The following is a 22863-nucleotide window of genomic DNA, read 5'->3' on the forward strand; positions in this document are numbered from 1 at the left end:
GGCGCCCGCGGGCGGCGAGTACGGCGGCGGCGGTGCGCAGGGCGGCCAGGTGTGCTGTCGCGTACCGCTCGTTCGGCGTTTCCAGCAGGGCCGCCTCGTCGAGTCCGGCACGGGCCTGGGCGAGCAGGTCGAGGGCGGCGGGCGGGGCCGTGGCCCGGCGGAGCACGGGGTGCACGTCGCTCGCCGGGCCGGTCAGTGAGGGGGCAGGGCCGGTGGCGCGTCGCCGACGGGCGGCGGCTGCGTGGTAGGTGGCCATGACGAACCTCCTGTCGTCTGTGTGACGGCTCTGTGGCCGTATGTGTCCATCGTGAGGTATGCCACTGACAATCCGTTCTGACCTGGGCTTTTGCCTCGATCACAGGTTCGGTATAGCTTTTGCACTGACCAGTCAGTTCAAAAGCCGGTCGGCTCAGGGACCCGGAGGGTGGGGGAAGTTGTGGACGGTCCGCACGGACTCGGCGTAAGGGCCGAGGACTTCGGGCTCAAGGGGCCCCGCGGGTGGGCGTTCCGCGGTATCGGCGTCGACGCGGAGCCCGGCTCGCTGATCGCGATCGAGGGGCCGTCGGGCTCCGGGCGTACGTGTCTGCTGCTCGCGCTCACCGGGCGGATGAAGCCCACCGAGGGGCACGCGCGGGTCGGGCAGTCGGAGTTGCCGAAGCACATGGCGGCCGTCCGCCGGTTCAGCGCGCTGGCCCACGTGCCCGGTGTCACCGACCTGGAGCCCGCCCTGTCCGTCGCCGAGCACCTTCGGGAACGGGCCCTGCTCCAGCGACGGTTCGGCGGTTCCGTACGCGGGCTGCTGCGGCCGCGCTCGGAGCGGGTGACGGAGGCGCGGCTGCGCGTCGACAGCGCGCTGACCGCCGCCGGGCTCGACCGGGAGGCCCTGCCCAAGGGGTCCCGGACCGCGGTGCGGGACCTGGAACGCGTCGAAGCGCTGCGGCTGTCCGTGGCGCTCGCCCTGATCGGCCGTCCCCGGCTGCTGGGCATCGATGACACCGACCTGAAGCTCTCGCAGGCCGAACGGGCCGAGGTCTGGGAGCTGTTGCGCTCCCTGACCGAGGCAGGGACCACGGTCGTGGCGGTGTGCAGCGAGGCCCCCGAGGACGCGGCCGTGGTGTCCACGGGGCCCTCCGACGGACCGGCCCGCCAAGAAGACCGGAAGACCCCGAAGGACCGGCTGGACCAGGGCAACCAGGGCAACCAGGACGACACGGAAGACAAGGAGACCGCGGATGCGCTCGCCGAAGCTGGCCGCGCTTGAGCTCAGGCGCTTCGGCAGGGGAAGGCTCCCGCGCGCGGCCCTCGCCGCGCTCCTGCTGCTGCCCCTGCTGTACGGCGCCCTCTACCTGTGGTCGTTCTGGGACCCGTACGGCCGTCTCGACCGCATCCCCGTGGCGCTCGTGAACGACGACAAGGGGGCGACGGCGGCCGACAAGAAGATCGTGATGGGTGACGAGATCACCAAGGGGCTGCGCGAGAGCAAGACCTTCGAGTGGCACGAGGTGAGCGCCGCCGAGGCCCGCGAGGGCGTCGAGAACGGCAGTTACTACCTGTCGTTGACCATGCCGTCCGACTTCAGCAGGCGGATCGCCTCCAGTTCGGGCGACTCGCCGGAGACGGGCGCCCTCCAGGTGCGTACGAACGACGCGAACAACTACATCGTCGGACAGATCTCGCGGACGGTCTTCGCGGAGGTGCGTACGGCCGCCTCGACCAAGGCGTCACGGTCGTTCCTCGACAAGATCTTCGTCTCGTTCTCCGACATCCAAGGGGAGACCGCGAAGGCCGCGAAGGGGGCGGACACGCTCAAGGGCGGGATAGGGAAGGCCAAGAAGGGTTCGAAGGACCTCGCGGACGGCCTGAAGGACGCGGAGGCGGGCAGCGGCAAGCTCTCCGCCGGTCTGAAGAAGCTGGACAAGGGCGCGGGTGACCTGGAGGACGGTTCGCGGCAGGTCTCGGAGGGGACGCAGACGCTCGCGGACAAGGTCAACGGCGTCGCGGACAGGGTGGGGCCCTTCCTCAAGGGCAACGAGAAGGAGATCGGCGACACGGCTCAGCTCGTCGCGGACTCCGCCTCTGCGATCCGCCGCAACCTCGACACGCTGGTGAAGACGGCCCCGACGGCTGCCAAGGATGCCCGCACGGCCTCCGACACCCTGAACGGCGTCTACAAGGCACGCTGCGAGACCCTGCCGCTGCCCGACGCCGCCTGCCCGGAGCTGAAGAAGGCGAAGGAGGCCCCCGCCGACGTGGCGAAGGTCGCCGACGACGTCAACACGCTGGTGGCCGGCCAGGACGGCGACCTGGACACGCTCGACAAGCATCTGGCCTCTCTGGAGAAGCAGGCCCAGGCGCTGGCCGACCGCTCGCCGCACCTCTCCGAGGACCTCGCCACGACCGTCTCCAAGGTCAACGCGCTCAACAAGGGGGCCGGAAAGGTCGCCAAGGGGGCGAAGACGCTGCACACGGGGCTCGGTACGGCCAAGTCCGGAGCGGCCGACCTGGACACCGGTGTCGGCGAACTCAGTACGGGCGCGGGCGACCTCGAAGGAGGCATGTACAAGCTCGTCGACGGCTCGGGCAAGCTCGCCGGCGGACTGCACGACGGCGCCGGCCGGATCCCCGACTACGACAAGAGCGAACGCGACCGGCGCACCGAGGTCATGGCCGACCCCGTACAGCTCGCTTCGAAGGACCTGCACAAGGCACCCAACTACGGCACGGGTTTCGCCCCGTACTTCATTCCGCTCTCCCTGTGGGTGGGCGCGATGGTGGCCTACATGCTGATTCCGCCGCTCAACCGGCGCGCACTCGCGGCGGGCTCCTCCGCCTGGCGCATCGCGCTGGCGGGCTGGCTGCCGGTGGCCGCCCTGGGGGCGCTCCAGACGGTCGCGCTGATGTCCGTGCTGCACTGGGGAATCGGCCTGGAAATGGCGCGGGCGGCCGGGACGGTGGGCTTCCTGTTCCTGGTGACGGCCTGTTTCGCGGCGATCGTGCAGTGGCTGAACGCCCGCTTCGGAGCGGCCGGCCGGATCCTCGTCCTCGCCTTCCTGATGCTGCAGCTGACGTCGGCGGGCGGCACGTATCCCGTGCAGACCAGTCCGGGGTTCTTCAACGCGATCCACCCCTTCATGCCGATGAGTTACGTGGTCGACGCCCTCAGGAGGCTCATCACGGGCGGTGGACTGGGACCGGTCTGGCAGGCGTGCGCCGTCCTCGCCGCGTTCACCGCAGGCGCCCTCGCGCTCACCGCCGTGTCCGCGCGGCGACGGCAGGTATGGACCCTCGACCGACTGCACCCGGAGCTGAGCCTGTGACAATCGGGACCATGGAAAGCAGCAGGACGGTGGACAGCGGCGGCGGCCGGAGACAGGCGACCCGGCAGAAGCTCTACGAGGCGGCGGTGACCCTCATCGCGGAACAGGGCTTCTCGGCCACGACGGTCGACGAGATCGCCGAACGCGCCGGCGTGGCCAAGGGCACCGTCTACTACAACTTCGCGAGCAAGTCCGTCCTCTTCGAAGAGCTCCTCCGGCACGGAGTGGGACTACTGACCGCCTCCCTCCGGGAGGCGGCGGAGAGGACCGCCCGGGACGGCGGCAGCAAGGTCGACGCGCTGGACGCGATGATCCGGGCGGGCCTCGTCTTCATCGACCGCTACCCGGCCTTCACGCAGCTGTACGTGGCCGAGCTGTGGCGCACCAACCGGGCCTGGCAGTCCACCCTGATGGTGGTCCGTCAGGAGGCCGTCGCGGTCGTCGAGAACGTCCTGCGCGACGGGATCGCGAACGGCGAGCTGAGCGACGAGATCGACACCCCGCTGACGGCGTCGGCGCTGGTCGGCATGGTGCTCGTGGCGGCCCTGGACTGGCAGGCGTTCCAGCCGGAGCGCTCCCTGGACGACGTCCACTCGGCGCTGTCCCGGCTGCTCCAGGGAAGGGTCAGCGGGGACGGGCTCGGACACAAGTGAAGCGCCGGTCCGAAGTGGCCGCGTCCCCCGCGGGCCACACCGGACCGGCGCCCCTTTTGTTCTCCCCGGTGTTTCCCCGTACTCCCCCGTTGGTTTCCCCCGTTGCGGTCTCCCCCGGGTCCCCCCGTGCCTCGCTCCCGCCGAGTTTCTCGGCGGAAGGAGCGGCCAAGGGCGCTGCACCGTTCCGCCGCCCCGTGTCGGCGGTACCGGAGCCGCGCCCCTTTCCGTGCCTCCACTCTCTCGTTCACGCAGGTCGACACCCATCCGCGCGCGTACTCAACTCACTCACTAGGTACGGATACTCAGCCGTACGCACTCAGGCCCAGGACGTGCCGTTGCCGACTGGTTACGATCGCCTCCGTGTCCGTACTCCCCCTGGTCTTCACCAGCGGCTGGGCCAGCGGCATCAACGCGTACGCGGTGGTGCTGCTCCTCGGCGTCTTCGGCGCGACCGGGCTGACCGACGAGGTGCCCGAGTCGCTGCAGCGCCCCGAGGTCCTCATCGCGGCGGGCGTCCTGTTCGCCTGCGAGGCCGTCGCCGACAAGATCCCGTACGTGGACTCGGTGTGGGACAGCGTCCACACCGTGATCCGCCCGGTGTCCGGGGCCGTCGTCGCGGCGCTGCTGGCCGGGCAGAGCGGTTCACTGTCCGAGCTGGCGGCCGGCGCGATCGGCGGCTCGTCGGCGCTTGCCAGCCACGCCGTCAAGGCCGGGACGCGGATGGCGGTCAACACCTCGCCGGAGCCGTTCAGCAACTTCGTGCTGAGCACCGCCGAGGATCTCGGGGTCGCCGGGATCATCACCTTCGCGATGTTCAACCCGCAGGCCGCGGCGATCATCGCGGGCGTCCTGCTGGTGACCGGTCTGGTGGTGCTCTACTTCCTGGTCTCGCGGATCAGACGGTTCCTGCGCCGCAGGGCCCAGCGCCGCGAGGAGAAACGGCTCGCGGAACGGGTGGGGCGCCCACCGGGCTGAAAACCAGCTAGCCCCGGCCCTCAGGGCCGGGACCGACTTGCTGATGCCGGGCCCCCCGATAAAGTCCCTGGCGTGACTCCGCTCCTCCGCCTGGGGCGGGGGCTTCCAGCCCGAAGGCTGCGGTCCAGCCCGAACCGGTCCCTTGCGGGACGCAACGAAACTACCATCCCTAGGAAACTGATGGCACGAATTGCGGTGATCGGCGCAGGCATGGGCGCGATGGCGGCCGCCGCCCGGCTGGCCGTCGCGGGCCACCGGGTGGTGGTGTACGAGCGCGCGGCGACGTACGGCGGGGCGGTGGGCCGCTTCGAGCGCGACGGCTTCGCCTTCGACACCGGCCCGGGGCTGCTCCACCTGCCCGCGGTCTACCGCGACCTGTTCGTCAAGACGGGCAAGGAGCCCCTGGAGGCCTGCGTCGACCTGGTCCAGGTCGACCCGGCGGCACGGCACGTCTTCGCCGACGGCACGGAGGTCTCGCTGCCCAACGCCTCCCGCGCGGGGGTCGTCTCGGCCCTGGACGAGGCCCTCGGGGCAGGCGTGGGCGAGCGCTGGGGCGACTTCCTGGTCCGGGCGCGCGAGGCCTGGGACCGGACACGCCGCCCGCTCCTGGAGGAGCCGCTGTGGCCCAACTGGCAGGTGCTGGCCGAGCGTGAGCCCTACCCCGCGCTGCGGCAGCGCCGGCTGCTGTTCGCCCGCACGGCACGGACCCTCGCGGAGGTCGGCGCGTGGGAGCTGGCCGACCCCCGTCTCGCCGCCCTCCTGGAGAGCCACGCGCTCGCGTACGGCCTCGACCCGCACACCGCCCCGGCGAGCGCGGCGGTCCTGCCGTACATGGAGCACGCCTTCGGCACCTGGTATCTGCGCGGCGGAATCCGGGAGTTGGCGCGCGCCGTGCACGAGCGGTGCGTGGCCCGCCGGGTGGAGTTCGTCTTCGACGCCGAGGTCGTCTCGGTCACGGAGAAGGACGGCCGGGCGGCAGGCGTGGAACTGCGCGACGGGACCGTCGCCGAGGCCGACTTCGTCGTGGGCGGCCCGCCGGAGCTGCTGGAGTCCCTGACGGGTCGCGACAGCCTGTACGAGGGTGACGCGCCCGAGTCCCACCCCGGGTCCCTGGCCTGCGGCAAGGTCGTCGTCTGCCTCGCGCTGCGCGGCGCGCGCGAGCCCGGAGCCGTACACCGCACGGTGGTTCACACGACGGACCCTGCCGACGAGCGGAACGTCTTCGGGGCCGGAAAGCCTGCGGAGCGGCCCACCGTGTGGGTGGACCGGCCGGACGACGGGCTGCTGCGGCCGGACGACGACCACGAGTCCGTGGTGCTCACGGCGACGGTGCCGTCGCTGGCGCATCACGACTGGACCGCCGAGGGTGCCGCCGGCGCCTTCGCCGACCGCATGGTCACGGCCGCCGAGCGGGCGATACCGGGCCTGCGCGAGCGCGTGCTGTGGCGCGAGGTCCGCACCCCGGTGGACACCGGGCGGGAGACCGGTGCCGGGGGCGGCGCCGTGCCCGCTCCCGCGCTTGCCGGTGTGGGCGGCGCGCTGCTGCGGCCCGCCAACAGCACGCGCGTACCGGGCCTGTTCACGGTCGGCGGCTGGGCGCACCCCGGCGGTGGACTGCCGCACGCGGGGATGTCCGGCGCGCTGGTGGCCGGGCTCGTCGTGGAGGGGCCGGACTTCCGGGGCTCGCAGTGAGTGACGGCGACGGGGCTACGACCGGGGCGCGCTGAGCCCCGGTCGGCACCGGCTCGTTCAGAACCGTTACTGCCGGATCATTCAGAACCGGTACTTCCGGCTCGCTCAGAACCGGTACTGCTCGTCGTACCCGCCGCCCTGCTGTCCGTTGCCGCCATTGTTCCCGTTGTTCCCGTTGCCGTCGTACGGATACGGCTGCTCCGGCGGGAGTTCGCCGCCGTACGGGTCCTCGGTGTTGCGCTGCTGCGGCACCCAGACACCGCCGGCCGGGGTCTCACCGACGTAGCCGCCGTTGGTGGCGTACGGGTCCTGGGTGTAGCCCTGCTGCGCGTACTGCTGCTGCGAGGCGTCGTAGGGCTGGCCGTACGAGGCGGCGTCATAGGACTGCGTGCCGATGTACGGGTCGGAGTAGGCGGCGTACTGCTGTTGCTGCCCGGTGTCGTAGCCGTACTGCTGCTGGTCGTAGCCGGAGTAGCCGTCGTACCCGTAGTTCTGGCCGAGCGGGTCCTGGCCCTGCTGTCCCTGGGCCTGCGCGGCGGCCGCGTACGCCGGGTCGGTGGCGGCGGCGTAGGCGGCGTCGCTGTAGACGCCGTACTGACCCGTGTCGTCGGGCAGCGGCTGCGGCTCGTAGACGGAGGTCGACTCGGCGGCGGTCTCGGGGCGTTGTCCGAAGACCGAGTCGTCGCGCCCGTAGTCGTCGCCCTGGCCGAAGTCCTGGCTGGGAAACGTCGTGGTCTCCGCGGCGTGGAGGTCGGAGACCTCCAGCGTCGGGTCCTTGCGCTCCTCCCCGCGGCGGCGCTTGCTGGCGCCCGGGCGGCCTCCGCCCAGGCCGTTGACGGCCCAGCCGGAGGCGAATCCGCTGCGGAACGAGAGGGTGACGTACGTCTGCCCGACGGCGAAGGCCGCGGCACCCAGGCCGATGACCAGCACGTTCGGAATCAGGACACCGAGGACCACCCCGAGGAAGCCGGCGAAGGCGAGCAGCCGCCAGCGCAGCCGCGCCTTGTACTGCAGCAGTACCTCGCCGAGCAGCCATAGCGCGACGATGCCGAATGCGATGTAGAGGACCGTCCAGCCCATGTACGCCCCTCTCCCAGGTGGCCGCTACGCAGTGTGTCGTACGACGATGCGACCGGTCTAGGCCTGCTGTGGGTGATGCAGGCCCAGGTTCTCGTAGATTTCCAGCGTCGCGGTGGAGTTGTTCAGCGTAATGAAATGCAGTCCGGGGACTCCCTCGGCCAGCAGTCTCGCGCAGAACTCCGTGGCGAACTCAATGCCAATGGAGCGTACAGCCGCCGGATCGTCTTTGGCTGTGAGGATCCGCTCTTTGAGGGCGTCCGGGAACGAGGCGTTGCTGAGCTTGGGCAGCCGCTCCAGCATCTTCACGCTGGTCACCGGCATGACCTCGGGGATGACCGGGGTCGCGCAGCCCGCCGAGTCGACCCGGTCACGCAGCCGCAGATAGGACTCCGGCTGGAAGAACATCTGCGTGATCGCGTAGTCCGCGCCGGCCCGGCACTTGTCGACGAAGTGCGCGACGTCACGGTCCCAGTCGACCGAGCGCGGGTGCATCTCGGGGAAGGCCGCGACGCCCACGCAGAAGTCGCCGGATTCCTTGATGAGCCGGACGAGTTCGGCCGCGTACGTCAGGCCCTGGGGGTGTGCCACCCAGTCGGCCATCGGGTCGCCGGGCGGGTCGCCGCGCACGGCGAGCATGTTGCGGATCCCGGCGTCCGCGAACTGGCCGATGATGTTGCGCAGCTCGGCGATGGAGTGGTTGACCGCGGTGAGGTGGGCGACCGGGGTCAGGGTGGTGTCGGCGACGATCTGCTCGGTCTCCCTGACCGTGCCCGCCCGGGTCGAACCGCCCGCGCCGTACGTCACCGACACGAAGTCGGGGGCCACGGCCTCGACCCGGCGCAGCGCGTTCCACAGGTTCCGCTCGCCCTTCGGGGTCTTCGGCGCGGAGAACTCGAACGAGTACGTCGCCTTGCCGGTCGCGAGCATGTCACGCACCGTGCGTGCGCGGTCCGTCCTGGTGGAAGCAGATCCGAGGGCCATACCCGCAGGTTAGCCAGGGGGCGACGGTCCCCCAACCGGATCCGGGAAATTTGCCCGATTTGTCGATTTGTTGTCCACCACTCGGACAACTGCCCACTCGGCCGACCACAGCCCGGGCCCTGCCTGAGGTCACCTACGCGTGGCGCAGGCGCTTCGCGAACTCCGCCGCCGCCGCGCCCGGATCGTCGGCCTCGGTGATCGCCCGTACGACGACGACGCGGCGGGCGCCCGCTTCGAGCACCTCGTCGAGGTTGCCGAGGTCGATGCCGCCTATGGCGAACCAGGGGCGGTCGGTGGCCAGCGCGGCCGTGTACCGGACCAGTCCGAGGCCCGGCGCGTGGCGGCCGGGCTTGGTGGGCGTCGGCCAGCAGGGTCCGGTGCAGAAGTAGTCCACACCCTCCTGGCCGGCGGCGGCCGCGGCCTCCGAATCGGCGTGCGTGGAGCGGCCGATCAGGACGTCGTCGCCGAGGATCGCCCGGGCGGCGGGCACCGGAAGGTCGCCCTGACCCAGGTGCAGCACGTCGGCGCCGATGGCGTGGGCGACGTCCGCCCGGTCGTTCACCGCGAGCAGCGTGCCGTGCCGACGGCAGGCGTCCGCGAGGACGGCGAGGTGCTCCAGCTCCTCGGCCGCCTCCATGCCCTTGTCCCGCAGCTGCACGATGTCCACGCCGTTCTCCAGGACCGCGTCCAGGAAGTCGGCGAGGTCTCCCTGGCGCTTGCGGGCGTCCGTGCAGAGGTACACCCGGGCGTCGGCGAGCCGGGCGCGTGCGGTGGATTCGGGCATGCGAGGGTCCCCCGTGTCGTGTCGGTGGCGTACGGGCCGTGAGGATCGCGGCCCGTACGCCGGACGGCGTGATCAGGTCAGACGGCGAGCGCCTGGGCGCGACGCTTCACCTCCGTGCCGCGATTCTCGCTCAGAGCCTGCGCGGGCGTACCGGGCAGGCTCTCGTCGGGGGTGAAGAGCCACTCGAGCATCTCTTCGTCGGTGAAGCCGTCGTCCCGCAGGAGCGTCAAAGTGCCGGTCAGGCCCTTGACGACCTTCTGCTCGGCCCCGTCGATGAAAGCGGCGGGGACGTGCAGCGCGCGGTTCTCACCACGGCGTACGGCGATGACCTGGCCTTCCTTGACCAGTTGCCGGACGCGGGTCACCTCGACGCCGAGCAGCTCGGCGATGTCGGGGAGGGTGAGCCAGGCGGGGACGAGAGCATCGATCTTTGCGTCAATCTCGGTCACGGACACAAGCCTGCCATCTCGGACTGACAGTCGGTACCCGGGCCGGTGCGACCGTGTCACGCCCGGTGCCCCGCGGCCCCCTCGCGCCCGGACCGCGACCCGTCAGGGGCGCGGGGCTGTGACATGTGCGGCTCCGCCGCGTGGGCGCGACCAGCTACGGACGGCCCACAGACATCGAACGGCCCTCCGACCAGGCGGCCCGGCGGAGCGCCACGGCCGAGCGCTCAGGCCGTCGCACCCTTGAGCGGCAACGCCGGATCCGAGAGGAGCCCCGAGTCCATCGGCGTGCCCGCCTCGATCAGCCGCTTGCCCTGTGCCAGGTCCCGTGGCCGTCCCACCGCCAGGACCGCGACCAGGCGGCTCTCGCGGAGCCAGCACACCGACCAGGACGGTCCGGCCGGGTCACCGCGCCGGACCATGGCGTCGGCGGACCCGTGATGGCCCGCGTACTGGACGAAGCGGCCGAACTGCTCGGACCAGAAGTACGGCACGGGGTCGTACGCGGCGGACGTCTCGCCGACGATGTTCGCCGCGACCGTGCGCGGGCCCTGGAGGGCGTTGTCCCAGTGGTGGACGAGCAGGCGCTCCCCGTAACGGCCGGACGGGAACGAGGCGCAGTCTCCGACCGCGTACACGTCCGGGGCGGAGGTGCGCAGGTGGTCGTCCGCGACGATCTCGCGACGGGCGCCGAGCTCGATCCCGGAACCGGCCAGCCAGGCCGTGGCGGGCCGCGCCCCGATGCCGACGACGACGGCACCCGCGGGCAGCCGCGAGCCGTCGTCGAGCACCACCTCGCCGGGCTCGACGCGCTCCACGCGCGCGTGGGTGCGCAGCACCGCCCCGCTGTCCGCGTACCAGGCGGCCATCGGAGTGGCCACCTCCTCGGGCAGCACACCGGCGAGCGGCCGGTCGGCGGCCTCCACGACGGTCACCGCGCAGCCCGCCTCGCGCGCCGCCGTGGCGAACTCCGCGCCGATCCAGCCGGCACCCACCACCACGATGTCGTGCTGCCGGGCGAGAACGGGGCGCAGCCGCGCGGCGTCGTCGAGCGTGCGCAGCAGATGGACCCCGGGTACGCCCTGGGCGCCCGGCAGTTGGATCGGCTCGGCGCCGGTGGCGATGACCAGGACGTCGTAGGGAACCGGGCCGTCGACCGTGTCGAGTTCGTGCCGCGAGGGATGCACGCCGGTCACTTCGAGCCCCAGGCGGAGCTCCACGTCGAGCGCTTCGAAGTCGACGTCGAAGGCGGAGTCCTCGGCCTTGCCGAGCAGCACGGCCTTGGACAGCGGCGGCCGGTCGTACGGCTGGTGAGGCTCCGCGCCGATCAGGGTCACGCTTCCGGTGAAGCCCCGTTCCCGCAGGGCGACGGCGGTCTGTACGCCGGCCATGCCCGCCCCGACGATCACGGCGCTCCGTCGCGCCGCCGGGCTCCGTCGCTGCGTCTGCTCACTCACACGATCACCATAGACACAGGTGAAATCGTCGGTCAGGGGGCGCGATCGGTGAGCTGTTGCACAGCGTCAGTCCGCGGTGACCTCTTCGACCACACTTGTCCCGCTGCCCTCCTGGGACTCCCACTCCCAGGTCTCCTCCAGGCGCACCCGCCCGTCGGGCAGTTCGAGGACCAGGGAGACGCAGTGCCCGGACGAGGTGGTGCCGTCCACCTTCAGCTGCACGTACCGGAAGTCGAGCCGGTCGCCCGCGCGCGTGCCCACGAGATGACCGCGTACGACGTCGCCGCCCGCGTACTCGGCCCAGATCTCGCCGTCCTTCTCGTGGTAGGCAAACCGGGTGCGGGTGCCCACCTGACCCGGCGCCTGGTCGGCGACCGGGGCGAGGGAGAGTCCGTCGAGCGAGCGGGCCATGCGTGAAGGCTCCCTTACAGGCTGTTGGGGCGAAGGGCTAGGGTGGCCAACGTAAAGCACTCGCGGGAGTCCGGACGCACCGGGCTGAGAGGGAGGCTGGGACGGCCTCCGACCGTACGAACCTGATCCGGGTCATGCCGGCGAAGGGAGGGGCTGGACGCCCATGTCGCGTACACCGGAGACATCCGTTACACCCGGCACAACCGATGCAACCGATGCGAGGCGCACCTCAGACGTCCTGGTCGTCGGGGGCGGGATCATCGGCCTGGTCACGGCCTGGCGGGCCGCGCAGCACGGGTTCACGACCGCGCTCGTGGACCCGGAGCCCGGCGGCGGCGCCGCGCAGGTCGCGGCCGGGATGCTGGCCGCCGTCACCGAACTCCACTACGGCGAGCAGACCCTCCTCGGCCTCAATCTGGCCTCGGCACGCCGCTATCCGGACTTCGCGGTCGAGCTGACCGAGGCGACCGGCCAGGACGTCGGATACCGGCAGTGCGGCGCGCTGGCCGTCGCGCTCGACGCCGACGACCGCGCCCATCTGCGCGAAGTGCACGCCCTGCAACGCCGGTCGGGCCTGGAGTCGGAGTGGCTCAGCGGCCGTGAGTGCCGGCGTCTGGAGCCGATGCTCGCGCCGGGCGTGCGCGGCGGGCTGCGGGTCGACGGCGACCACCAGATCGATCCGCGGCGGCTCGCCGGGGCCCTGGTCACGGCCTGCGAGCGGGCCGGAGTGGCCTTCCACCGGACGTGGGCCGACCGCCTGACCGTCGTACGGGACCGGGCCACCGGAGTCGTGACGTCGGACGGCACCGAGCTGTCGGCGGGCCAGGTCGTCCTCGCCGCGGGCAGTCTCAGCGGACGCTTCGCGGGCGTCCCCGACAACGTGCTGCCGCCGGTGCGCCCCGTGAAGGGACAGGTGCTGCGGCTGACGGTCCCGAAGCGGTTCGCGCCCTTCCTCAGCCGTAGCGTGCGTGCCGTCGTCCGCGGCAACCACATCTATCTGGTGCCGCGGGAGAGCGGCGAACTGGTCGTCGGCGCGACCAGCGAGGAGCTGGGCTGGGACACCACGGTGACCGCGGGCGGGGTGTACGAGCTGCTGCGGGACGCCCACGAACTCGTCCCCGGCATCACCGAGCTGCCGCTCACCGAGACGCGGGCCGGACTGCGTCCGGGCTCCCCCGACAACGCGCCCCTGCTCGGCCCGACCGAACTCCCCGGTCTGCTGCTGGCGACCGGCCACTACCGCAACGGCGTACTCCTCACGCCCGTCACCGGGGACGTGATGGCGCACGCCCTGACCACCGGTGAACTCCCCGACGAGGCCCGCCCGTTCACACCCAGGCGGTTCGGCGCCGCCGCACTCTCGGAGCAGCGCGCATGAGTATGAGCATCTTCGTCAACGGGGAGCGGCGGCAGCTCGCCCCGGACACCGCCCTCGACACCCTCGTCGCCGCGCTCACCACGGCCCCCTCCGGTGTCGCCGCCGCACTCAACGAAACCGTCGTCCCGCGCGCGCAGTGGTCGAAGACCCTCCTCTCCGAGGGAGACCGCGTCGAAGTCCTCACCGCCGTCCAAGGAGGCTGACCCATGGCCGACGATCCCTTCGTCCTCGGCGGTACGTCCTTCACGTCCCGTCTGATCATGGGCACCGGTGGCGCGCCCAGCCTCGACGTCCTGGAACGCTCGCTCGTCGCGTCCGGCACCGAACTGACAACGGTCGCGATGCGCCGCGTGAACCCCAGGGCCCACGGCTCGGTCCTGTCCGTGCTGGATCGGCTGGGCATCCGCGTGCTGCCCAACACGGCGGGCTGTTTCACCGCCGGGGAGGCCGTCCTGACGGCCCGGCTCGCGCGTGAGGCGCTCGGCACGGACCTCGTCAAGCTGGAGGTCATCGCCGACGAGCGCACCCTGCTGCCCGACCCGATCGAACTGCTCGACGCAGCCGAGACCCTGGTCGACGACGGCTTCACGGTCCTCCCGTACACGAACGACGACCCGGTGCTCGCCCGCAAGCTGGAGGACGTGGGGTGCGCCGCGGTCATGCCGCTCGGCTCGCCGATCGGGTCCGGGCTCGGCATCCGCAACCCGCACAACTTCCAGCTGATCGTGGAGCACGCGCGCGTGCCGGTGATCCTGGACGCGGGCACCGGTACGGCGTCGGACGCCGCGCTCGCCATGGAGCTGGGGTGCGCCGGTGTGATGCTCGCCTCGGCCGTGACCCGGGCACAGGAGCCGGTGCTGATGGCCGAGGGCATGCGGCACGCGGTCGAGGCGGGCCGGCTCGCGTACCGCGCGGGGCGCATCCCGCGCCGCCACTTCGCCGAGGCGTCGTCTCCAGTGGAGGGTGTCGCCCGATTGGACCCGGAAAGGCCCGCTTTCTGACTTTTGGCCTGAACACCTGTCTGAATCCAGGCGCCGCACGGTATCGGTCACGGTGCGACGTCCGTCACAGCTCGGCTGCAGTACCGCCCCGGAATCGCCCGTGCGGGCGGCGTTGACAGTGGCGGCTCGTACACTCACCTGCGTGGATACGACCCTTCAGGACCCTTCCCCAGCCTCCGGCCGGGGAGACCCCATGGTCGGGCACGTGCTCGACGGCCGCTACCGCGTCGACGCGCGCATCGCGGTCGGCGGGATGGCCACGGTCTACCGGGCCGTGGACACCCGCCTGGACCGGGTGCTCGCGCTCAAGGTGATGCACCCCACGCTGGCGGCCGACGGCACGTTCGTCGACCGTTTCATCCGCGAGGCCAAGTCGGTGGCCAGGCTCGCCCACCCGAACGTGGTGCAGGTCTTCGACCAGGGCACGGACGGCAGTTACGTCTATCTGGCGATGGAGTACGTGGCCGGATGCACCCTGCGCGACGTGCTGCGCGAGCGCGGGGCACTGCAGCCGCGCGCCGCGCTCGACGTCCTGGAGCCGGTCCTCGCCGCGCTCGGCGCCGCGCACCGCGCCGGGTTCGTGCACCGCGACATGAAGCCGGAGAACGTCCTGATAGGGGACGACGGCCGGGTGAAGGTCGCGGACTTCGGTCTCGTACGGGCCGTGGACACGGTCACCAGCACGACGGGGGCCGTGCTCGGCACGGTGTCGTATCTCGCGCCCGAGCAGATAGAGAACGGCACGGCCGATCCCCGCGTCGACGTGTACGCGTGCGGCATCCTCCTCTTCGAGATGCTGACCGGCGACCGCCCGCACTACGGGGACTCGCCCGCCACCGTGCTCTACAAGCACCTCCACGAGGACGTGCCCCGGCCGTCGGCGTCCGTGCCGGGCCTGGCCTACGAGCTGGACGAGCTGGTCACGACGGCCACCGCACGCAACCCCGACCTGCGTCCGTACGACGCCGTGGCGCTGCTCTCGCAGGTCCTGGACGCCCGGAACGCGCTGAGCGCCGACCAGCTGGACGCCGTCCCGCCGCAGGCGGTCACCACGGACCACCAGAACGCGGACGACCGTACGAGCGTGATCCCGCTCTCGCTGTCGGTGCAGCGGCCTCTCCCGGTCAACGACGACGCCGAGCTGCACCGCACGAGCTACCTGCCGTCCCCGCCGCCGGAACCGCCGCGCCGCGGACGTGGCGGCCGTATGGCGGCGCCCCGCCGCGGTCTGATCGCGATCGTCGCCGCGGTGCTGCTGGCCCTCGGCCTGGGCGCGGGCGTCTGGTACATCAACTCCGGCCAGTTCACCACTGTCCCGGGTGTGCTCTCGAAGACCGAGGCGCAGGCCAGGAAGCAGCTCACGAACGCCGGTCTCGACGTGAAGGACGTCAGGCGCAGCTTCAGCGACACCGTCAAGCCCGGCAGGGTCATCAGCAGCGACCCGAAGCCGGGCGCCCGGATCCGGGACAACGACTCCGTGACCCTGACGGTCTCCAAGGGCCCGGAGATCGTGCGCGTGCCGGACCTGGAGGGCTACTCGCTGGACAAGGCCAAGCAGCGCCTGAAGAACGAGGGCTTGGTGGCGGGCATGATCACCAAGGGCTTCAGCGACGACGTGCCCGTGGGCTTCGTGATCCGTACGGAACCGGGGGCGGGCACAGAGCGCCGAGGTGGTTCGGCAATCGCGCTCACCGTCAGCAAGGGCAGCCCGGTGGACGTGCCCGACGTCGTGGGTAACGATCTCGCCGACGCGAAGCAGGAGCTGGAGGACGCCGGCCTGACGGTCGAGGTCGCTTCCAAGCAGGTCACGTCCGAGTACGAGGCCGGTCAGGTCGCCGAGCAGTCGCCGGACCCCGACACCAAGGCGGGCGGCGGCGACACCGTCACGCTGACGGTGTCCAAGGGCCCCGAGATGATCGAGGTCCCGGACGTCGTGGGCGACAGCGTCGACGACGCGAAGCAGGAGCTGGAAGCGGCCGGCTTCAAGGTCGAGGAGGACCGCGGCCTGCTCGGCCTCTTCGGCGACACGGTCAAGAGCCAGTCGGTGGACGGCGGCGACACGGCCCCCGAGGGATCGACGATCACGATCGAGATCCGCTGACGGGCACAACAGCACACGGGCACTCAGGCATGCCGGGCGCACGGGCACCCGCAGGGACATGGCCGCCGACGGGGCGACCGGGACCGCGTGACACCCTGAAGGGGTGAGCACACAGCAGTCCCGCAACCCCGTCGGCGGCCATGTCCCCGTCGCCGGAGGCCTCGCCTCCGTCGGCCTCTCGTACGCGCGCGAGCTGGCCGCCGAGACCGTCCAGGTCTTCGTCGCCAACCCGCGCGGCTGGGCGACTCCGCCCGGAAACCCCCTCCAGGACGACGAGTTCCGCGCGGCCTGCGCCGCCGAGTCGATCCCCGCGTACGTCCACGCGCCCTATCTGATCAACTTCGGCTCGCACACCGAGGCGACCGTGGAGAAGTCGGTGGAGTCGCTGCGGCACTCACTGCGTCGCGGGCGGGCGATCGGGGCGCTGGGCGTCGTCGTGCACACGGGCTCGGCGACCGGCGGCCGGGAACGCTCGGTCGCGCTGCAGCAGGTCCGCGAGCACCTGCTGCCGCTGCTCGACGAGCTGACCCACGACGACGACCCCTTCCTGCTGCTGGAGTCGACCGCCGGACAGGGCTCTTCGCTCTGCTCACGGACCTGGGACTTCGGGCCGTACTTCGAGGCGCTGGACTCCCATCCGAAGCTGGGCGTCTGCCTGGACACCTGCCACATCTTCGCGGCGGGCCACGACCTCACCGGTCCCAGCGGGATGCACCAGACGCTCGACCTGCTGGTGGACACGGTCGGCGAGGGGCGGCTGAAGCTGATCCACGCCAACGACTCCAAGGACGTGGCCGGCGCCCACAAGGACCGCCACGAGAACATCGGCGCCGGGCACATCGGCGAGGACCCGTTCCGTGCGCTGATGACCCACCCCGCCACCGAAGGCGTACCGCTGATCATCGAGACGCCCGGCGGCAAGGAGGGGCACGCGGCGGACGTGGAGCGGCTGAAGAAGCTCCGGGACGGCTGAGCGGAGCCTCCAGAAGCTCGGCCCAGGAGGTTCAGGAAGCTCAGGACGCCTCAGGAAGCGCGGGGCTCAGAGCTCGGGGCCGTCCCCGGGCTCCTCCTGGTACGAGTAGCGCTGCTCGCGCCAGGGGTCGCCGACGTTGTGGTAGCCGCGCTCCTCCCAGAAGCCGCGGCGGTCGGCCGTCATGTACTCGACGCCGCGGACCCACTTGGGGCCCTTCCACGCGTACAGCTGCGGCACGACGAGGCGCAGCGGGAAGCCGTGTTCCGCGGTGAGCAGTTCGCCGTCCTTGTGGGTGGCGAAGATGGAGCGCTCGGACGCGAAGTCGTCGAGGCGCAGATTCGAGCTGAAGCCGTACTCCGCCCAGACCATCACATGGGTGACGGTGGGCGCCGGCGGGGCGATCTCCAGGATCGTACGGGCCGGGATGCCGCCCCACTCCGCGCCGATCATGCTGAACTTGGTGACGCAGTGCAGATCGGCCACGACCGTGGCGTACGGCAGGGCGGTGAACTCCTCGTGGGTCCAGCAGTGCTTCTCGCTGTCGGCGGTGGCGCCGAAGACCCTGAACTCCCAGCGCTCGGGGCGGAACTTCGGTACGGGCCCGTAGTGCGTGACCGGCCAGCCCCGCTGAAGTCGCTGCCCCGGCGGAAGCTCCGACTGCGCTGCTTCTCCAGATTCACGACCCACCGGCTGACCCATGACTCCATCCTGACAGACCCCGGACGATGGGCATGACCAGGTACGCACCGACTCTGACAACTCGGCACAAACAGGACTAAGCAAGTACTAACTTACTAAGCATGCACTTACTGGACGATCTTCTACGCCGGTGCAATCATGCGGCGCAACCTGCCAGTTCCCCCCGCTTGGAAGGAGCCTCTGCGATGCAGGGCGACCCCGAGGTCATCGAATTCCTCAACGAGCAGCTGACCGCCGAACTCACCGCGATCAACCAGTACTTCCTGCACGCGAAGATGCAGGAGAACTTCGGTTGGACGAAGCTGGCGAAGTACACGCGGCACGAGTCCTTCGACGAGATGAAGCACGCGGAGATCCTGACCGACCGCATCCTCTTCCTGGACGGCCTGCCGAACTACCAGCGGCTGTTCCACGTCCGCGTCGGGCAGACGGTCACGGAGATGTTCCAGGCGGACCGGCAGGTCGAGGTCGAGGCGATCGACCGGCTCAAGCGCGGTATCGAGGTGATGCGAACCAAGGGCGACATCACGTCCGCGAACATCTTCGAGTCGATCCTCGAGGACGAGGAGCACCACATCGACTATCTGGACACCCAGCTGGAGCTGGTGGAGAAGCTCGGCGAGGCGCTCTACATCGCGCAGCTCATCGAGCAGCCGGACAGCTGAGCGCGAGCACCCGGAACAGCTAGGCCGCCTCTTCCAGCTCTTCCACTTCGGAGAGCACGGGCATGCCCTGGTCGGCCAGCTCACGCCGAGGGCACTCGCCCCTGCCCAGCAGTGCCTGAATGCGTCGTACGCACGAGCCGCAGTCGGTGCCCGCCTTGCAGGCCGACGCTATCTGCCGGGGGGTGCAGGCACCCTCGTCCGCGTGCTTCTTCACCTGCGCCTCGGTCACTCCGAAGCAGTTGCAGACGTACACGCGGTTCACCTCCCGACGGGTTTTCCCTAGGTCGCGCCATCCCGATAATCGGTGAGGCTAACCTAACCTTACCCGCCGGGCCGGAGCTGCAAAAGTGCGATGGGGCGCGGATCGTATGTGATCCGCGCCCCAATACACGCTCTTGTAACAACCGAAACGGCTGCTGACCCACTACTGGTCCCGGTACATCTCCGCCACCAGGAACGCCAGGTCAAGGGACTGGCTGCGGTTCAGCCGCGGGTCGCAGGCCGTCTCGTAGCGCTGGTGCAGGTCGTCGACGAAGATCTCGTCGCCGCCGCCCACGCACTCGGTGACGTCGTCACCGGTGAGCTCGACGTGGATGCCGCCCGGGTGGGTGCCCAGGCCCTTGTGGACCTCGAAGAAGCCCTTGACCTCGTCGAGCACGTCGTCGAAGCGGCGGGTCTTGTGACCGGAGGCCGCCTCGTACGTGTTGCCGTGCATCGGGTCGGTGATCCAGGCGACGGTCGCGCCCGAGGCGGTGACCTTCTCGACCAGCTCGGGGAGCTTGTCGCGGACCTTGTCGGCGCCCATGCGGACGATGAAGGTCAGCCGGCCGGGCTCACGGTCCGGGTCGAGACGCTCGATGTACTGCAGCGCGTCCTCGGCCGTCGTCGTCGGGCCCAGCTTGATGCCGATCGGGTTGCGGATCTTCGAGGCGAACTCGATGTGCGCGCCGTCCAGCTGACGGGTGCGCTCACCGATCCACACCATGTGCCCGGAGACGTCGTACAGGTGGCCCGTACGGGAGTCGACCCTGGTCAGCGCCGATTCGTAGTCGAGGAGCAGCGCCTCGTGCGAGGCGTAGAACTCGACGGTCTTGAACTCCTCCGGGTCGGCCCCGCAGGCGTGCATGAAGTTCAGCGCCTGGTCGATCTCGCGCGCCAGCTGCTCGTAGCGCTGCCCCGACGGCGAGGTCTTCACGAAGTCCTGGTTCCAGGCGTGCACCTGGCGCAGGTCGGCGTAGCCACCGGTGGTGAAGGCGCGCACCAGGTTGAGCGTCGAGGCGGAGGCGTTGTACATCCGCTTCAGGCGCTCGGGGTCCGGGATGCGGGCCTTCTCGTTGAACTCGAAGCCGTTGACCGAGTCGCCGCGGTAGGTCGGCAGGGTCACGCCGTCGCGGGTCTCGGTGTTCTTGGAGCGCGGCTTCGAGTACTGGCCGGCGATGCGGCCGACCTTCACGACCGGCACGGACGCCGCGTACGTGAGAACGGCGCCCATCTGGAGCAGGGTCTTGAGCTTGTTGCGGATGTGGTCGGCGGACACGGCGTCGAAGGCCTCGGCGCAGTCGCCGCCCTGAAGCAGGAACGCCTCGCCCTTGGCGACGGCTCCCAGCCGGGCGCGCAGCTGGTCGCACTCGCCGGCGAAGACGAGCGGCGGATACGACTCGAGGTCCGCGATCACATCGCGCAGAGCCTCGGCATCGGGGTACTCGGGCTGCTGCGCCGCGGGCAGGTCTCGCCAGGTGTTGCCAGCGCTTGCGCTGGACTTAGCGTTCACGGTCACGACCTCAACATTACGGGGTCGTGTCGGGCGTCCATCCCCATGCTCATCAATTGAGACGGGCCGCGCTCGATCGAACGCCCCGATGTGCACGCCGTGCGTACGCCGTATGTACGCCGTCACACAGGGTTTCGCATGGGGTAGGGTGCGGCGCATGTTCGCGCACTCGATCCAGAACCCGATCCAGAACTGGTGGTGGACCGCTCATCCGGCGGCCCACTGACTGCGCGTACGCAAGACTTCGCGAAGGCCGCCCGAGGGGCGGCCTTCGGTGTTTCCGCGACCGGGACCGTTCCTCTCCACTCCTCTCCCACGAGACGCCGAGAAGGAACCCGGACCCATGAATCTGCTCGACCTGCAGGCCGATCCCCGCCCGTTCGCCCTGCTGCGCCGCCGCACGCCGGGCCACGATCACGACACCGTCGAGCTGCTGCTCGGCCCGGTCACCGAGTACGAGCGGCTGGCCGACATCCCCGAGGGGCTCGCCCTCGTCCCGTACCGCCAGATCCGGGAGCGCGGCTTCGACGTCCGCGACGACGGCACCCCGCTCGCGGTGCTCACCCCCGAGGAGTCGTACGAACTCTCCCTGGAGCAGGCCCTGTCGGAGCTGCCCACGCACGACGTGCGGGTCGAGGGCGGTGGCTTCGACGTCGAGGACGAGGCGTACGCGGAGATCGTCGGGCGGGTGCTGCAAGAGGAGATCGGCCGGGGCGAGGGCGCGAACTTCGTCATCCGGCGGACGTACGAGGGCGAGATCCCGGGGTTCGGACGGGCCGACGCGCTGGCACTCTTCCGGCGGCTGCTGGTCGGCGAGCGGGGGGCGTACTGGACGTTCGTCGTACACACCGGAGAGCGGACCCTCGTGGGGGCGAGCCCGGAGGTGCACGTCCGGATGTCCGGCGGGACGGTCGTGATGAACCCGATCAGCGGGACGTACCGCTATCCGGCCGAGGGACCGACGCCGGAGGACCTGCTGGCCTTCCTCGCCGACGGCAAGGAGATCGAGGAGCTCTCGATGGTCGTCGACGAGGAGCTCAAGATGATGTGCACGGTCGGCGACATGGGCGGTGTCGTGATCGGGCCGCGGCTGAAGGAGATGGCCCATCTCGCGCACACCGAGTACGAGTTGCGCGGCAAGTCGTCGCTGGATGTGCGGGAGGTGCTGAAGGAGACCATGTTCGCGGCGACGGTCACCGGGTCGCCGGTGCAGAACGCCTGCCGGGTGATCGAGCGGTATGAGCCCCTCGGGCGGGACGGTGTCGGGCGCGGGTACTACGCGGGGGCCCTGGCACTGATCGGGCGCGACTCCGGCGGGGCCCAGACCCTCGACTCCCCCATCCTCATCCGGACCGCCGACATCGACAGGGGCGGCCGGCTGCGGGTCCCGGTCGGCGCGACGCTCGTACGGGGGTCGGACCCGGCGAGCGAGGTCGCCGAGACGCACGCGAAGGCGGCCGGGGTGCTGGCGGCGCTGGGGGTACGCCCCGGACGGCCCGGCGTGGAGAAGGTACGGGCGTGTCTCGCGGACGATCCGCGGGTGCGGGCGGCGCTGGACGGGCGGCGGGCGGCGCTGGCGCCGTTCTGGCTGCGGATGCAGGAGCGGTCGGCCGAGCTGGAGGGCCATGCGCTGGTCGTGGACGGGGAGGACACCTTCACGGCGATGCTCGCGCATCTGCTGCGCTCGTCGGGTCTTGAGGTGACCGTCCGGCGGTACGACGAACCGGGGCTGCGGGAGGCGGTGCTCGCGCACGAGGGGCCGCTGGTGCTGGGTCCGGGGCCGGGCGACCCCTCGGACATGACGGACCCGAAGATGGCCTTCCTGCGCGGCCTCACCGCGGAGGTGATCCGGAGCCATCGGCACGGCGTGCTGGGGGTCTGCCTCGGGCATGAGCTGATCGCGGCGGAGCTGGGCCTGGAGACCGTCCGCAAGGAGGTCCCCTACCAGGGCGCCCAGACGGACATCGACCTCTTCGGGCGGACCGAGACCGTCGGTTTCTACAACAGCTTCGTGGCGCGGTGCGACGACGAGGAGGCGGTGGAGCTGGCGGCCCACGGGGTCGAGGTCAGCCGCAGCGGGGCGGGCGAGGTGCACGCGCTGCGCGGGCCCGGTTTCGCCGGGGTCCAGTTCCACCCTGAGTCGGTGCTGACGCTGCGCGGCACGGACGTCGTACGGGAGCTGGTGGCTCAGGTCGGTGCCGGGGCGGACACCAGCACGTTCTCGGAGCGGCGGCCCGCCGTGTAGTCGAGGGCGCTCCGGACCCGCGTGGCGGGGCCTTTTCTCGCCCCCGCCGCCCCTACCCATTCCCGTCACTTACTCGGGGGCTCCGCCCCCGAACCCCCGCTCCTCAAACGCCGGAGAGGCTAGATTTTCGCGGCCGGGCCGACATTTTCAGCCCGTCCGGCGTTTGAGGACGAGGCCGTTCAGGCCGATGCGGGGGTCCGGGGGCGGCAGCCCCCAAGGACGGGACGGGTAGGG

Annotated in this window: 23 protein-coding genes and 1 riboswitch; of the genes, 13 read left to right on the forward strand and 10 right to left on the reverse strand. The window is 70.9% G+C overall.

Features of this window, described 5'->3' with window-relative positions; translation table 11 throughout:
• A partial coding sequence (locus O3Q52_RS22550) for an SAV_6107 family HEPN domain-containing protein (protein WP_269650583.1) occupies positions 1–256 on the reverse strand: 256 nt, incomplete at its 3' end.
• 168 nt (positions 257–424) lie between these two features.
• Here O3Q52_RS22550 and O3Q52_RS22555 point away from each other — a divergent pair.
• From O3Q52_RS22555 to O3Q52_RS22575, 5 genes are all read left to right on the forward strand, one after another.
• Positions 425–1261 carry an ATP-binding cassette domain-containing protein gene (locus tag O3Q52_RS22555; RefSeq protein ID WP_269650584.1) on the forward strand — a complete coding sequence of 279 codons (837 nt, stop codon included), beginning with the start codon at positions 425–427 and terminating at the stop codon, positions 1259–1261.
• A complete protein-coding gene (locus O3Q52_RS22560; protein ID WP_269650585.1) occupies positions 1233–3317 on the forward strand; it encodes a YhgE/Pip domain-containing protein in 2085 nt (694 codons plus the stop codon). The genes O3Q52_RS22555 and O3Q52_RS22560 overlap by 29 nt, the downstream gene beginning before the upstream one ends.
• An 11-nt stretch (positions 3318–3328) precedes the next feature.
• On the forward strand, positions 3329–3970 hold the full coding sequence (locus O3Q52_RS22565) for a TetR/AcrR family transcriptional regulator (protein WP_269650586.1): 642 nt from the start codon (positions 3329–3331) through the stop codon (positions 3968–3970).
• A gap of 360 nt (positions 3971–4330) precedes the next feature.
• Positions 4331–4945 (forward strand): DUF4126 domain-containing protein, encoded by a 615-nt coding sequence (locus O3Q52_RS22570; RefSeq protein ID WP_269650587.1) that lies wholly within the window; start codon positions 4331–4333, stop codon positions 4943–4945.
• 180 nt (positions 4946–5125) lie between these two features.
• Entirely contained in the window at positions 5126–6637 is a 1512-nt protein-coding gene (locus O3Q52_RS22575) for an NAD(P)/FAD-dependent oxidoreductase (RefSeq protein ID WP_269650588.1), read from the forward strand.
• 105 nt (positions 6638–6742) lie between these two features.
• Here O3Q52_RS22575 and O3Q52_RS22580 read toward each other — a convergent pair whose 3' ends face one another.
• From O3Q52_RS22580 to O3Q52_RS22605, 6 genes are all read right to left on the reverse strand, one after another.
• Complete coding sequence (locus O3Q52_RS22580) at positions 6743–7717, reverse strand: hypothetical protein (protein WP_269650589.1); 975 nt, start codon at positions 7715–7717, stop codon at positions 6743–6745.
• 57 nt (positions 7718–7774) lie between these two features.
• Complete coding sequence (gene metF / locus O3Q52_RS22585; protein WP_269650590.1) at positions 7775–8698, reverse strand: methylenetetrahydrofolate reductase [NAD(P)H]; 924 nt, start codon at positions 8696–8698, stop codon at positions 7775–7777.
• 133 nt (positions 8699–8831) lie between these two features.
• Complete coding sequence (gene thiE, locus O3Q52_RS22590) at positions 8832–9482, reverse strand: thiamine phosphate synthase (protein WP_269650591.1); 651 nt, start codon at positions 9480–9482, stop codon at positions 8832–8834.
• Positions 9483–9559: 77 nt separating this feature from the next.
• Complete coding sequence (locus O3Q52_RS22595) at positions 9560–9931, reverse strand: Rv2175c family DNA-binding protein (RefSeq protein WP_189840287.1); 372 nt, start codon at positions 9929–9931, stop codon at positions 9560–9562.
• A gap of 224 nt (positions 9932–10155) precedes the next feature.
• Positions 10156–11319: an NAD(P)/FAD-dependent oxidoreductase gene (locus tag O3Q52_RS22600; protein WP_269650599.1), complete on the reverse strand. Its 1164-nt coding sequence runs from the start codon at positions 11317–11319 to the stop codon at positions 10156–10158.
• Between the two features lie 132 nt (positions 11320–11451).
• Positions 11452–11796: a hypothetical protein gene (locus O3Q52_RS22605; RefSeq protein WP_269650592.1), complete on the reverse strand. Its 345-nt coding sequence runs from the start codon at positions 11794–11796 to the stop codon at positions 11452–11454.
• Between the two features lie 52 nt (positions 11797–11848).
• Positions 11849–11962: riboswitch (TPP riboswitch) on the forward strand.
• Between O3Q52_RS22605 and thiO the strand changes: the two genes are divergently transcribed.
• The 5 genes from thiO to O3Q52_RS22630 all read left to right on the forward strand — a co-directional run bounded on the left by thiO (position 11960) and on the right by O3Q52_RS22630 (position 17249).
• Complete coding sequence (gene thiO / locus O3Q52_RS22610; RefSeq protein ID WP_269650593.1) at positions 11960–13174, forward strand: glycine oxidase ThiO; 1215 nt, start codon at positions 11960–11962, stop codon at positions 13172–13174. Its footprint overlaps the riboswitch before it by 3 nt.
• Positions 13175–13176: 2 nt before the next feature.
• Positions 13177–13377, forward strand: coding sequence for a sulfur carrier protein ThiS (gene thiS / locus O3Q52_RS22615; protein WP_269650600.1), 201 nt, complete (start codon positions 13177–13179; stop codon positions 13375–13377).
• 3 nt (positions 13378–13380) lie between these two features.
• Complete coding sequence (locus tag O3Q52_RS22620) at positions 13381–14175, forward strand: thiazole synthase (protein ID WP_269650594.1); 795 nt, start codon at positions 13381–13383, stop codon at positions 14173–14175.
• Between the two features lie 193 nt (positions 14176–14368).
• Positions 14369–16276 (forward strand): Stk1 family PASTA domain-containing Ser/Thr kinase, encoded by a 1908-nt coding sequence (gene pknB, locus O3Q52_RS22625; RefSeq protein WP_269650595.1) that lies wholly within the window; start codon positions 14369–14371, stop codon positions 16274–16276.
• Positions 16277–16379: 103 nt separating this feature from the next.
• Positions 16380–17249: a deoxyribonuclease IV gene (locus O3Q52_RS22630; RefSeq protein ID WP_269650596.1), complete on the forward strand. Its 870-nt coding sequence runs from the start codon at positions 16380–16382 to the stop codon at positions 17247–17249.
• Between the two features lie 66 nt (positions 17250–17315).
• Here O3Q52_RS22630 and O3Q52_RS22635 read toward each other — a convergent pair whose 3' ends face one another.
• Positions 17316–17948: a sulfite oxidase-like oxidoreductase gene (locus O3Q52_RS22635; protein ID WP_189840281.1), complete on the reverse strand. Its 633-nt coding sequence runs from the start codon at positions 17946–17948 to the stop codon at positions 17316–17318.
• 185 nt (positions 17949–18133) lie between these two features.
• Between O3Q52_RS22635 and bfr the strand changes: the two genes are divergently transcribed.
• Positions 18134–18613: a bacterioferritin gene (gene bfr, locus O3Q52_RS22640; protein ID WP_055612069.1), complete on the forward strand. Its 480-nt coding sequence runs from the start codon at positions 18134–18136 to the stop codon at positions 18611–18613.
• A gap of 19 nt (positions 18614–18632) precedes the next feature.
• On the opposite strand, the gene O3Q52_RS22645 is transcribed toward bfr, so the two are convergent.
• Together O3Q52_RS22645 and O3Q52_RS22650 are read right to left on the reverse strand one after the other, a co-directional pair.
• Entirely contained in the window at positions 18633–18875 is a 243-nt protein-coding gene (locus O3Q52_RS22645) for a bacterioferritin-associated ferredoxin (protein WP_269650597.1), read from the reverse strand.
• 162 nt (positions 18876–19037) lie between these two features.
• Positions 19038–20390 carry a class II 3-deoxy-7-phosphoheptulonate synthase gene (locus tag O3Q52_RS22650; RefSeq protein ID WP_055612067.1) on the reverse strand — a complete coding sequence of 451 codons (1353 nt, stop codon included), beginning with the start codon at positions 20388–20390 and terminating at the stop codon, positions 19038–19040.
• A 151-nt stretch (positions 20391–20541) separates the two neighbouring features.
• On the opposite strand from O3Q52_RS22650, the gene O3Q52_RS54415 reads away from it, so the two are divergent.
• Together O3Q52_RS54415 and O3Q52_RS22655 are read left to right on the forward strand one after the other, a co-directional pair.
• Positions 20542–20610, forward strand: coding sequence for a trp operon leader peptide (locus O3Q52_RS54415; RefSeq protein WP_359725637.1), 69 nt, complete (start codon positions 20542–20544; stop codon positions 20608–20610).
• 117 nt (positions 20611–20727) lie between these two features.
• Positions 20728–22629, forward strand: coding sequence for an anthranilate synthase family protein (locus O3Q52_RS22655; protein WP_269650598.1), 1902 nt, complete (start codon positions 20728–20730; stop codon positions 22627–22629).
• The last annotated feature ends 234 nt before the right edge of the window (positions 22630–22863 follow it).

Source organism: Streptomyces sp. ActVer, assembly GCF_027270795.1.
Classification (GTDB): Bacteria; Actinomycetota; Actinomycetes; order Streptomycetales; family Streptomycetaceae; genus Streptomyces; species Streptomyces umbrinus_A.

Bases quoted from the DNA above. Each gene is read 5' to 3' on its own strand.
- thiS (WP_269650600.1), top strand. From the start codon at position 13,177: ATGAGCATCTTCGTCAACGGGGAGCGGCGGCAGCTCGCCCCGGACACC.
- O3Q52_RS22565 (WP_269650586.1), top strand. From the start codon at position 3,329: ATGGAAAGCAGCAGGACGGTGGACAGCGGCGGCGGCCGGAGACAGGCG.
- O3Q52_RS22600 (WP_269650599.1), bottom strand. From the start codon at position 11,319: ATGGCCGGCGTACAGACCGCCGTCGCCCTGCGGGAACGGGGCTTCACC.
- O3Q52_RS22560 (WP_269650585.1), top strand. From the start codon at position 1,233: ATGCGCTCGCCGAAGCTGGCCGCGCTTGAGCTCAGGCGCTTCGGCAGG.
- O3Q52_RS22635 (WP_189840281.1), bottom strand. From the start codon at position 17,948: ATGGGTCAGCCGGTGGGTCGTGAATCTGGAGAAGCAGCGCAGTCGGAG.
- metF (WP_269650590.1), bottom strand. From the start codon at position 8,698: ATGGCCCTCGGATCTGCTTCCACCAGGACGGACCGCGCACGCACGGTG.
- O3Q52_RS22620 (WP_269650594.1), top strand. From the start codon at position 13,381: ATGGCCGACGATCCCTTCGTCCTCGGCGGTACGTCCTTCACGTCCCGT.
- thiE (WP_269650591.1), bottom strand. From the start codon at position 9,482: ATGCCCGAATCCACCGCACGCGCCCGGCTCGCCGACGCCCGGGTGTAC.
- O3Q52_RS22655 (WP_269650598.1), top strand. From the start codon at position 20,728: ATGAATCTGCTCGACCTGCAGGCCGATCCCCGCCCGTTCGCCCTGCTG.
- O3Q52_RS22575 (WP_269650588.1), top strand. From the start codon at position 5,126: ATGGCACGAATTGCGGTGATCGGCGCAGGCATGGGCGCGATGGCGGCC.
- O3Q52_RS22605 (WP_269650592.1), bottom strand. From the start codon at position 11,796: ATGGCCCGCTCGCTCGACGGACTCTCCCTCGCCCCGGTCGCCGACCAG.
- bfr (WP_055612069.1), top strand. From the start codon at position 18,134: ATGCAGGGCGACCCCGAGGTCATCGAATTCCTCAACGAGCAGCTGACC.
- O3Q52_RS22580 (WP_269650589.1), bottom strand. From the start codon at position 7,717: ATGGGCTGGACGGTCCTCTACATCGCATTCGGCATCGTCGCGCTATGG.
- thiO (WP_269650593.1), top strand. From the start codon at position 11,960: ATGTCGCGTACACCGGAGACATCCGTTACACCCGGCACAACCGATGCA.
- pknB (WP_269650595.1), top strand. From the start codon at position 14,369: ATGGTCGGGCACGTGCTCGACGGCCGCTACCGCGTCGACGCGCGCATC.